Here is a 9,764-nt window from a genome sequence, read left to right on the forward strand (position 1 = left end):
GCCTCTCCGGCGCTCGACGCCGCGGCGCAGGGATGAAGCCCGTGGCAGTCCTAGGGGCAGTCCGGAGCGTCCGGAATCGCGTCGAAGGCCTGCGGTCCCGGCTGTGCTCGGGGGCGGACGACGACGCGGACCGTGACCCGACAGTCACCCGCCCGGACGCGGTAGCGCTCCCCGTCGACGCGCTCGACTGCATCGATCGGACGCGATCCCAGCACCCGCGCGGCCGCCTCCGCGACGGCCTGGACTTCACGCACGCGTTGCCAGGACGGCGGCAGGGCGGCCTGGGAAGTCGTCGGAAGCAGCGCGAGCCCCGTCGCGCTTAGCCAGCGCCGCGCGGCCATCATGCCCGGGCCTCCCGGGTCCTGGCGGGAGCCGACACCGGCGCCGGGACAGCCGCCTGGATCGGCCGGACCGCGAAGAGCCGAAGGCGTCGGCGCGTGAGCGTCTCTCCGTTCATGCGGCGGGGACGAACCTCACCTGACCGCGAAGACGGAGGCCGGTGCCCCGTAGCGCCGGTCCCAGCCTTCCCACGCGACGTCGGTCGGTCCCACGGCGAAGTCGACGACCCGCCAGCCGTTTCCGTCCTGGCGCAGCAGCGCGGCGTAGTCGTTCGAGTCTAGATCGTCCGCGGCGCGAGGGAGGGGGCGGCCGTCGGGCCGCTGCATCCGCGCGAAGAGGAAGGCCCAGGGGCCGACTTGGTTCAGGGCGTGCACGACGAACTGCACCGGCTGTCCCCGCCCGGCCTCCGCAGGGCCCCGGGCGACATCGAGCAGGACGCGCCGCGCTGCGCCCTGCGGGGTCTCCGTCCCGGCCTGTGCAGGCTGTCGCGTGCCGTCGCCGCAGGGCTGCCAGGTTCTCTGGGCGCCGGTGTCGGCCGGGCGTCCGTGGCACCAGCCCGCGGCGGCGAGCCGGCGATCGAGGCCGTCGCGCCGTTCGCAGGCAACCTGCGTGCGCGGATCGTCGCCGGAGCCGCCGCGGCAGAGGCCGTTGGCCGTGGTCCAGTCCCGGAGAAGCGCCGCCACCGGCTCGGCGCGCGTCGCCGTCGGCGCCGCGATCATCAGGGCGCAGAGCGCGCCGACGCGCCGTGTTCGCCGGGTCCGGTCTCTCCGGCTTTCGCAGGGCGCGCGGCCATCACCGGGGAGGCCGCCATCGGCCCGCGCGACGGCGTGGCGGGCCGGAGCAGCAGATTCGCGCGTCTCCGCACCGGCGTCACCCGACCGCTCGCCAGTGCCCGGACCGCCGATGGACCTTCCGTGTCCCCCTGTCATGCCCTGAAATCCCTGCCTGCGCCGGTCTCACGTCAGCCTTGAGCAGACCAGACCGAGTTCCGCGCGCGTCCCGCGCGGGACGATCGGCACGATCGTCGCGCTCATGTTGGGCACGCGGCGAGACCTGTCGAGGGGATCGGCGCCGCCGCGGGTCGGAGCGGGTGGGCCTCCGCGGCGCTGCACGGCCGGGTGGCGATCCCACCGCCGGCACCGCCGAGACGGGAGCGTCCCGCCGCGAACAGCCGCGCTCGTCGCCGGCAACCCGTTGCACCGGGCGCTGTTGGGTCCCCGGGGGTGGTTTCCGTATGGCGCGTCGCATCCTGATCACCGGCGCCAGCATCGCCGGCAATACGGTGGCTTGGTGGCTCGGCCGCAGCGGCTTCGACGTGACCGTCGTCGAGCGCGCGCCCGCCTTCCGGGACGGTGGGCAGAACGTCGATGTGCGCGGCGTCGGTCGCACGGTGCTGCGCCGGATGGGTCTGGAACGGGCCGCCCTCGCCAGCGGCACCGGCGAGGAGGGCACGGCCTGGATCGACGGCCGGGGACGGGTCGCCGCGCGGTTCGACGTCGCCGGGGCCGAGGGTGATGGCCCGACCGCCGAGATGGAGATCCTGCGCGGCGACCTGGCGCGCCTTCTCTACGAGCCGGCCCGGGAGCGGGCCCACTATCGCTTCGGCGACCGTGTGGCCCGCCTCGCGGAGGACGGGGACGCGGTCGCCGTCACCTTCGCGGGCGGCGAGACGGAACGCTACGACGCGGTGGTCGTGGCGGAGGGCGTCGGCTCATCGACCCGCGAGCTCGTCTTTCCCGGAGAGAACGCGCCGCGCTGGATGGATCTGACCATCGCGTACTTCACGATTCCCAGAATCCCCGGCGACGACCGGATGTGGCGCTGGTTCAACGCCACGGGCGGCCGCAGCATCTCGCTGCGGCCGGACCGGCACGGCACGACGCGCGCGATGCTGACGCTCCGTCAGCCGCCCGGCGGCGAGCAGGACGGGGATATCGCTCGCCAGAAGGCGTTCCTGCGGGCGCGGTTCGCCGGCGCCGGGTGGCAGGCCGGGCGCGTCGTGGCCGGCCTGGACGCGGCGGACGATTTCTACCTCGACGTCCTGCGCCAGGTGAGGATGAAGCGCTGGTCGTCCGGACGCGTCGTGCTCACAGGCGACGCGGCCTGGTGCGCGACGCCCCTCGCGGGCATCGGCACGACGCTGGCCGTCACCGGCGCCTGCGTGCTGGCCGGTGAGCTGGCGCGCGCCGACACGGTCGCGGCGGGCTTCGCGGCTTACGAGCGGGTCATGCGCCCGTATGTCGAGAGGGCGCAGGGTGTCCCGAAGCTCGCGCCGAAGCTCATGAACCCGCGCACGCGGATCGGCATCCGTCTCCTTCACGCGGCCCTGAACGTCGCGAGCAGGCCCGCCGTTCGCCGCGTCACCGCGAAGCTGTTCGATGGGCGCTCCGAGGAGCCCGATGTCTCCGCTTACGTCGGTCGATTGGCCTGAATCGGCTCCTCGGCACACACGCTCCGGGCGGTTCCACATCGCGCGCTCGGATCGCCACGGCTCGGTTCACTGCGGGGTCTGACCTTGGCTCAGGAACGACGGCGTCCGTTGTCGGGGCCGCCTCTCCCGACAAGACCGGCTGTGCCGGCGGGGGAAAGTCCTCCCTAGAATTGTGAGATCAATGTCTGTTGTTTCATGAATCGGATCCCTGTCGGGTCTCGACGCGCGCGAGCATGTCGAGGGCATCACCGATCGCGGCGAACTCCGCGGTGTTGTCGAAGATGCACCACGCGCGTCGGCCGAGGGCCTTGTGCGCTCCGAGGCGCTCGGCCATCCGGGACAGGACGCGCGGTTCGTACGCCGAGTAGTACATGCGCGGCGAGCCGTGGAGCCGATAGTAGACGAGGTCCGGCCAGCCACCGGGCATGCCGGCGTTCCGGACCGGCGCGGGGTCGGCCGCGACACGGGCGATCGCGAGGCCGACGAGCAGGCGGTCGACATCTTCTGTGAACCACGTGGCGTGGCGCGGCTCGCAGACGATGTCGCCCGGGAAGCGCCGCCGGAATCCCGATAGGAAGGTCGCCGCGGACGGGCTGTCGAAGGCCAGACTCGGTGGGAGCTGGAGCAGCAGCGGCCCGAGTTTTGTCCCGAGGCCCGTGACCTCCCCGAGGAAGCGCGCGAGGGGCTCATCCACGCCGATGAGGCGCCGCTCGTGCGTGATCGATCGCGGCACCTTCACGGCGAAGCGGAACCCGTCCGGCACCGCCGCAGCCCATCTCGCGTAGGTCGTCGCCCGATGGGGCTGATAGAAGGCGGTGTTGATCTCGACCGCGGAAAAGCGCTGTCCGTACCGCTCCAGATGGCTGCCCGCCTCTGGGAACTGCGGCGCGTAGGCCTTGGGCAGGCTCCAGCCCGCGGTTCCGACGGCGATGGCGTCTGATGGATGCATGGAATACCGCTCGGGGCCGAAGCCATGCCGGCCCGACCGGCGATCGGTAGACCGGGATCTGCGCGCATGCGAGCGCTCGACGAGGTGTTCGACCGTCTCCCGCAATCCGCATTCCGGCGACGCTTCCGGCTGGCGATCGCCGATCGGGTCTACCTGCGAGAGAAGGGGCTCCCGACGGTCTTGGACCACGCGCGGGACTTCGTGCGGCGACGCCTCGCGTCCGCCGAGCCGAGGAACGACGGCAAGCAGACGCCCTTTCGTGGTCATCCCGTCTTCACGGCGCAGCACGCGACGGCAACCTGCTGCCGCGGTTGCCTGGCCAAGTGGCACGCGATCCCCGCCGGCCGGGCATTGACCGCCGTCGAGCAGGCCCACGTGGTCGCCGCGATCGCGCGCTGGCTGCGCTCCGAGGACCCCGAGGCCGCCTGAGCCGCGCGCCAGGCCGGGCGGCCGGCGCCGCCGAGACGGGGCAAAGTCGGCGTCGCGGACGAACGCCGCGATCCTGTCACTCCCGCCGGGGCGCTTCAGGCCCGGCGGCGTGCCGCTGCCGGTCGCGGCGTCCGGGCCACACGGCCCCGCCGCTTCTCCCGCTCCGCGGGCCGCTTGGTCTTCGCCCCTCCGGCGTTCGCCTCGTCCCTCCCCTGCCCTTGCCACGCGGCGTGCGCGTCGAGGAAGCGCCGGCACGCGTCGAAGTCCGTCTCCGCGTCCGGCGGGCACGGGATGCCGCGCTGCTGGGCGAGGCTGCGTGCGTAGCCGACCATCGCCGCGCTCGGGCTCCGCCGGCCGTCTGCGCGGCCGGCGTCGTCCTCCTGCCCGGCACGCGGCCCGGCATGGGTGTCGAGGAACGCGCGGCAGACGCTGATGCTGCTCCTGCAGCCACGCGGCAGCGTCACGCCCTTCCGCTCGGAAAGGCTCACGGCGAACGCCACCATGGCCGGCGTCGGCGGCCGCTGGTCGCCCGGACCGGCCGGGATCAGGCTCGGATCGAGGCTGACCGTCGGCGCCTGCGCGATCGCGGTGATCAGGTCGTCGAGGCGGGCGCGGGTGCGCTGGCGGAAGGCGGTCGCGCGCGCGACCGCCTCGGCGCGCGTGGCCGCCCGTCCGATCTCGGCGAGCTCCGCCTCGAACATGGCGCGCCCGACCGGATCTCCGTAGGCCGGGAACACGCTGCGCACCGCGCTTACGAATCTCAGGCCGACCTCGGTGACCTCGATGGCCGGATCCTTGCCGGTAGACAGCGTGATGTAGCGGCTCTTCAGGAGCTTGGGCAGGATCGTGTCGCGCGTCGCGGCCGTGCCCAGACCCTTCGGCTCGTTCGGGTTGGCGGGGTTCTCCAGGGCGCGCTTGGCGGCCGGATCGTCCACTTGGTCGATCAGCCGGCCCATCACCACCGGCAATTCGCCTCGGGTGATCCGCCGCGGCGGCTCGGTCTTCGCGGTGGCGATCTCCGCCGTCGCGGCGGAGGCGCCCTCGCCGTCGGTCACGAGCGGCAGGCGGGTGGCGGTGGCTTCCGCCTCGCGCTTGGTCTTGCCGGGCACGGCATCCGTTTCGAGCTCGGCCTCGCTGCCGTAGAGCGCGCGCCAGCCCGGCGCGCGCACGACGCTTCCGGAGACGGCGAACCGCCTCACGCCCAGCGGTGTCGCGACATCCGCCGTGACGCTCGTGCGCGCGTCGACCCCGTCGGGCAGGTGCGCGGCGAGATAGGCCTTCGCCACGAGTTCCCACAAGCGGAACTGATCGGTGCTGAGACGGCCGCGCTCGGGCGCCTTGCGCAGGGGCACGATGGCGTGGTGCTCGCCCGGATCCGCGACGTAGTGGCCCTTCAGGCCGCGACGGATCAGCGGCGCAGCGTCGCGCGGAACGACTGTGCTCAGGTCGGTCAGGACGGTCGTGACGGCCGCGATGATCGCGGCGGCATCGCCGGCCTGGCCCTCGGGCAGGTGCTCCGACTCCGTGCGCGGGTAGCTGAGGTACCCCTGATCGTAGAGGTCCTGAGCGATGCCGGCCGTGTGCTGCGGGTCCCAGCCGAACCGCTTGGCGCAGCGTCGCGCCAGGGTGTCCTTCGAGAACAGCCGGGGCGGCGCGCGCCGGACATCCCTGTGCGCGACCGCCAGAGGGCCCGACCACGTCGCCGCGGCGGACCGGATCGTCTCAGCGACCGCCGCATCGAGGATCCGCTCCTTCGGGGCGTGCCAGAGGGTGATCTCCGCGCCTGCATGGGTCCTAATGTGCAGCGCGACCTTGAAGAAGTCCTGCGGCACGAAGGACCGGATCCGCTCCTCCAGGTCCGCCAGGATGGCGAGGGTCGGCGTCTGGACGCCGCCGAAGCGCCAGGGCTCCCGGAAGGCGGGCGGGTGCAGGCGCAGCGAGATCGCCCGCGTGCCGTTCAGGCCGAGATGATAGTCCTCGTACTGCCGGCAGAGCGCCTCGAGATAGGCGGCGTAGTCGCGCTCGCCCGAGGCGGGATCCTTGGCCAGGGCCGCGAAGGCGCGTCGGATCGAGACCTCGTCGAGCGCGCCGAGCTTGAGCCGGTCGACCCGGCCGTTCCAGCCGAGATGCTCGAGCACTTCCCACGCGATCATCGAGCCCTCGCGACCCGGATCCGTGGCGATGATCACGCGGTCCACGCCGCTCAGCGCCTGCCGGATCGCGGCGATCTTCGGTGCGTGCGACTGCCCGGACCGGTTCGTGCCGTAGCCGACCGGGATCGTGGGAAGGACGATCGGGAGGAGGTCGAAGCGCCAGGGCTTCCACTCGGGCCGGATGCTGCCCGGCTCCTCGGCCGACAGCAGATGTCCCTCGGCGGCCACGCAGACCGTGCTCGGCGAGCGGAAGAAGCGCTGCAACTGGCGCATCGCCGAGGGCTTCTCGAAGAAGAACAGCGTGCGACCGGAGCTCGGAGATGACATGTCGCTGACCGCTCGGGCTGTCGCCGCGCCTGACCCAGGGTTCACATTTTGTTCCAGACGGGCTCGGGACGCAACTGGCGCCTTGAGAGGGGAAGCCGTGGGGAAGCCGGCGGCGTGTCGCCCTCCCCAGGCACACCGGCCGGCGCCGCGATGCTGGAGCGGCGCTCGTACCTGTGCGCCGGGCTCGCCCGCGGCGGCGACCCGGAATACCTCCGTGGCCGGATTCCCGCCTGTGGCTGGTGCGTCGCTGTCGACCCGCGCACCGTCCTCCGAAGGCTCCGGGCACGCGCTCGCGCGCTGAGGGTTGCCCGCCCCGGGTGTCTGCCGAGACCAGCAAGCCTTCAGCGGGCACGGCACCGAGCCCCGGTCGCCGGCCTAGCCGGCCGCGTGCGCCGAGCCGGGCTTGTTGCCGTGAATGAGGTCCCGACCCGCGTAGATGCCGCCCACGACCTGCAGATCGAGACGCTCCGCATCGCGGCGCCGGACCTCCGCCAGGATCGCGCTGGCCGCTTCCGGCTCGGCTCCGGTCGTCAGGAGCGCCTGCTCGCCGAGGAGCAGAGCCGACTCGACCGTCTCGCGGATCTGGTAGGCCACGCCCGCCTGGATCAGCTCGACCGCGTGTTCGCGATCCCGGGCGCGCGCCAGCACGGGCACCAGGGGGAACTCCGCCTTGGCGATCTCCGCGACGCGTCTGGCCATCGCGGTGTCGTCGACGCAGATCAGGATCGCCCGCGCCGTCGCAGCGCCGGCCGCGTGCAGAATGTCGAGGCGGGTGCCGTCACCGTAATAGACCTTGAAGCCGAATCCCTCGGCGAGACGGATGTTGCTCGGGTTCGTGTCGATGATCGAGACCGAGCAGCCCTGCGCGATGAGCGGCTGACTGGCGATCTGGCCGAAGCGGCCGAACCCGACGATCAGGGCGCTGCCCACGAGGTCCTCGGGCGCCTCGACGCCGTCGATGGACGGGACGGCCTTGGGACCGAGACGATCGAAGGCGACGACCATCAGCGGCGTGATCGCCATCGACAGGATGATGGTGGCTGTCAGGACGGCGTTGGTCGTGCTGTCGATGATGCCCGCGCTCGCGGCGGCCGCGTACAGCACGAAGGCGAACTCGCCGCCCTGCGCCATCAGGGCCGCGCGTTCCAGCGACTCGGCGTGCGAGGCGCGCAGCACCCGGGCCACGCCGTAGATGAGCAGGCCCTTCACGGTCATGTAGGCGGCGACGCCCGCCAGGATCAGGCCGGCATTCGCGGCGATCACCGTCAGGTCGAGGGACATCCCGACCCCGAGGAAGAACAGGCCGAGCAGGATGCCGCGGAACGGCTCGACATCGGCCTCCAGCTGGTGACGGAAGCTCGACTCCGAGAGCAGGACGCCGGCCAGGAAGGCGCCCATCGCCATCGAGAGGCCGCCGAGCTGCATCGCGAGGGCCGAGCCGAGCACGACGAGGAGGGCCGCGGCCGTCATGACCTCGCGCGCCTTGGCGGCGGCGAGGAGGCGGAACAGCGGGTTGAGCAGCCAGCGCCCCGCGGCGACGAGCGCGCAGACCGAGAGCAGGGCGATGGCGACCGTGACCGCGCGCTCCGTCGCGCTCGCGGCGCTCCCGCCCGGCGCCAGAAGCGCGACGGCGGCGAGGAGCGGCACGATGGCGAGATCCTCCAGCAGCAGGATCGCCACGATGCGCTGACCCTTCGGCGTCGAGAGCGCGCCGCGCTCCTCCAGGAGCTGCATGACGATCGCGGTGGAGGTCAGCACGAAGCCGGTCCCGGCCACGAAGGCGACGGTGATCGAGAAGCCGAGGGCGAGTCCGACCAGGGTGAGGGCGGCGATGCAGGCGCCCACCTGGGCCAGGCCGAGCCCGAAGATCGCGCGGCGCATGCCCCAGAGCCGGGACGGCTCCATCTCCAGCCCGATGATGAAGAGGAACATCACGACGCCGAGCTCCGCCACGTGGAGGATGGCGTGGGCGTCCGTGAACAGGCCGAGCCCGAAGGGCCCGATCGCCAGTCCGGCCAGGAGGTAGCCGAGGACCGATCCGAGGCCGAGCCGCTTGAACAGCGGGACGGCGATGACGCCGGCCGCCAGGAGGGAGACGACCTGGACGAGTTCGCTCGCGGCACCGGATGCTTCGACGGCCATGGCGGGGTCCTTACGTGGGTGCACTGGCGCCCCGCGGCCCGTGCAGGGCCCCGACGTCGCGCCGATGGATCCATCTTGAGCGAAGCACGCGCAATCAGAAATGGAAACTATCGAAACGGATCGTTTCCATGAGCACTCATCGTGCGGCCTGCTCTGACGCGCGATCCGGAGCGAGGCCCCTCGTCCGGATCACGGAGGGGTGTGCTGAGAGGCTGGCGCGGCGACGGGTCTCTGCGCGCGGGGGCTCTGCCGGATCCGGGAGCGGTGTCCGCACACGCGGACGACCGCGCCCGTCAGCGTCCGGGGTCGAAGAAGACGGGCGATTGACAGCCGATTTCTGGCGCCCTATACGGCGCCTCCCGACGCGGTGCCCGGCCAGGGCGGGCCGCTCGGACGGACTTCCACTGAAGACTGCAAGCAACGGTCGGCGAGCGCCGAGTAGTTTTTTGTTGATCTTCAAATGGCACTTGTGTAAACAGGCGCCGTTCTTTGACAAGTGAATACGGGAAAGAGAAGCGTGGACGGCGCTTGTCCTTGCGGGTCCGGCGAGAGCCGGATCAACGAGAGAAGCGAGCTGTCTAACGCTTCGGAAGCTCACACATCCGGGTAGTGATGCCGGGATGATTGTGAGCCTCTGTCAAGTAGTTGTGATCAGCTTAGATCAATCTCTTCAACGTGAGAGTTTGATCCTGGCTCAGAGCGAACGCTGGCGGCAGGCTTAACACATGCAAGTCGAGCGGGCCCTTCGGGGTCAGCGGCGGACGGGTGAGTAACGCGTGGGAACGTGCCTTCTGGTTCGGAATAACCCTGGGAAACTAGGGCTAATACCGGATACGCCCTTTTGGGGAAAGGTTTACTGCCGGAAGATCGGCCCGCGTCTGATTAGCTAGTTGGTGGGGTAACGGCCTACCAAGGCGACGATCAGTAGCTGGTCTGAGAGGATGATCAGCCACACTGGGACTGAGACACGGCCCAGACTCCTACGGGAGGCAGC

At 71.5% G+C, this 9,764-nt stretch carries 7 protein-coding genes and 1 rRNA gene; 3 read left to right on the forward strand and 5 right to left on the reverse strand.

The features are described 5' to 3' along the window. Window positions 1-50: 50 nt before the first annotated feature. Both C4T42_RS29405 and C4T42_RS29410 read right to left on the reverse strand, forming a co-directional pair. Complete coding sequence (locus C4T42_RS29405) at window positions 51-344, reverse strand: hypothetical protein (RefSeq protein ID WP_020094403.1); 294 nt, start codon at window positions 342-344, stop codon at window positions 51-53. A gap of 129 nt (window positions 345-473) precedes the next feature. Continuing rightward, window positions 474-1,058, reverse strand: coding sequence for a hypothetical protein (locus tag C4T42_RS29410; protein WP_020094402.1), 585 nt, complete (start codon window positions 1,056-1,058; stop codon window positions 474-476). Between the two features lie 515 nt (window positions 1,059-1,573). Between C4T42_RS29410 and C4T42_RS29415 the strand changes: the two genes are divergently transcribed. Next, window positions 1,574-2,770 (forward strand): FAD-dependent monooxygenase, encoded by a 1,197-nt coding sequence (locus tag C4T42_RS29415; protein ID WP_020094401.1) that lies wholly within the window; start codon window positions 1,574-1,576, stop codon window positions 2,768-2,770. A gap of 193 nt (window positions 2,771-2,963) precedes the next feature. On the opposite strand, the gene C4T42_RS29420 is transcribed toward C4T42_RS29415, so the two are convergent. Further along, window positions 2,964-3,719 (reverse strand): DUF72 domain-containing protein, encoded by a 756-nt coding sequence (locus C4T42_RS29420; protein ID WP_020094400.1) that lies wholly within the window; start codon window positions 3,717-3,719, stop codon window positions 2,964-2,966. 66 nt (window positions 3,720-3,785) lie between these two features. On the opposite strand from C4T42_RS29420, the gene C4T42_RS29425 reads away from it, so the two are divergent. Further along, complete coding sequence (locus C4T42_RS29425; protein ID WP_042669993.1) at window positions 3,786-4,148, forward strand: DUF4186 domain-containing protein; 363 nt, start codon at window positions 3,786-3,788, stop codon at window positions 4,146-4,148. Between the two features lie 95 nt (window positions 4,149-4,243). Here the strand turns inward: C4T42_RS29425 and C4T42_RS29430 are convergent, their stop codons facing one another. Both C4T42_RS29430 and C4T42_RS29435 read right to left on the reverse strand, forming a co-directional pair. After that, the gene (locus C4T42_RS29430) at window positions 4,244-6,628 is read right to left on the reverse strand and encodes a DNA topoisomerase (RefSeq protein WP_103986396.1); all 2,385 of its coding nucleotides are present in this window, start codon (window positions 6,626-6,628) and stop codon (window positions 4,244-4,246) included. Window positions 6,629-7,003: 375 nt separating this feature from the next. After that, window positions 7,004-8,770, reverse strand: a complete 1,767-nt coding sequence (locus tag C4T42_RS29435) for a monovalent cation:proton antiporter-2 (CPA2) family protein (RefSeq protein ID WP_020094397.1) — start codon at window positions 8,768-8,770, stop codon at window positions 7,004-7,006. A gap of 671 nt (window positions 8,771-9,441) precedes the next feature. Between C4T42_RS29435 and C4T42_RS29440 the strand changes: the two genes are divergently transcribed. Then, window positions 9,442-9,764, forward strand: a 16S ribosomal RNA gene (locus C4T42_RS29440); the annotation flags it as partial.

This window comes from Methylobacterium sp. 190mf (assembly GCF_900107945.1).
Classification (GTDB): domain Bacteria; phylum Pseudomonadota; class Alphaproteobacteria; order Rhizobiales; family Beijerinckiaceae; genus Methylobacterium.

Coding starts and splice junctions, on each gene's coding strand:
- C4T42_RS29405 (WP_020094403.1), bottom strand. CDS start 344: ATGATGGCCGCGCGGCGCTGGCTAAGCGCGACGGGGCTCGCGCTGCTT.
- C4T42_RS29410 (WP_020094402.1), bottom strand. CDS start 1,058: ATGATCGCGGCGCCGACGGCGACGCGCGCCGAGCCGGTGGCGGCGCTT.
- C4T42_RS29415 (WP_020094401.1), top strand. CDS start 1,574: ATGGCGCGTCGCATCCTGATCACCGGCGCCAGCATCGCCGGCAATACG.
- C4T42_RS29420 (WP_020094400.1), bottom strand. CDS start 3,719: ATGCATCCATCAGACGCCATCGCCGTCGGAACCGCGGGCTGGAGCCTG.
- C4T42_RS29425 (WP_042669993.1), top strand. CDS start 3,786: ATGCGAGCGCTCGACGAGGTGTTCGACCGTCTCCCGCAATCCGCATTC.
- C4T42_RS29430 (WP_103986396.1), bottom strand. CDS start 6,628: ATGTCATCTCCGAGCTCCGGTCGCACGCTGTTCTTCTTCGAGAAGCCC.
- C4T42_RS29435 (WP_020094397.1), bottom strand. CDS start 8,770: ATGGCCGTCGAAGCATCCGGTGCCGCGAGCGAACTCGTCCAGGTCGTC.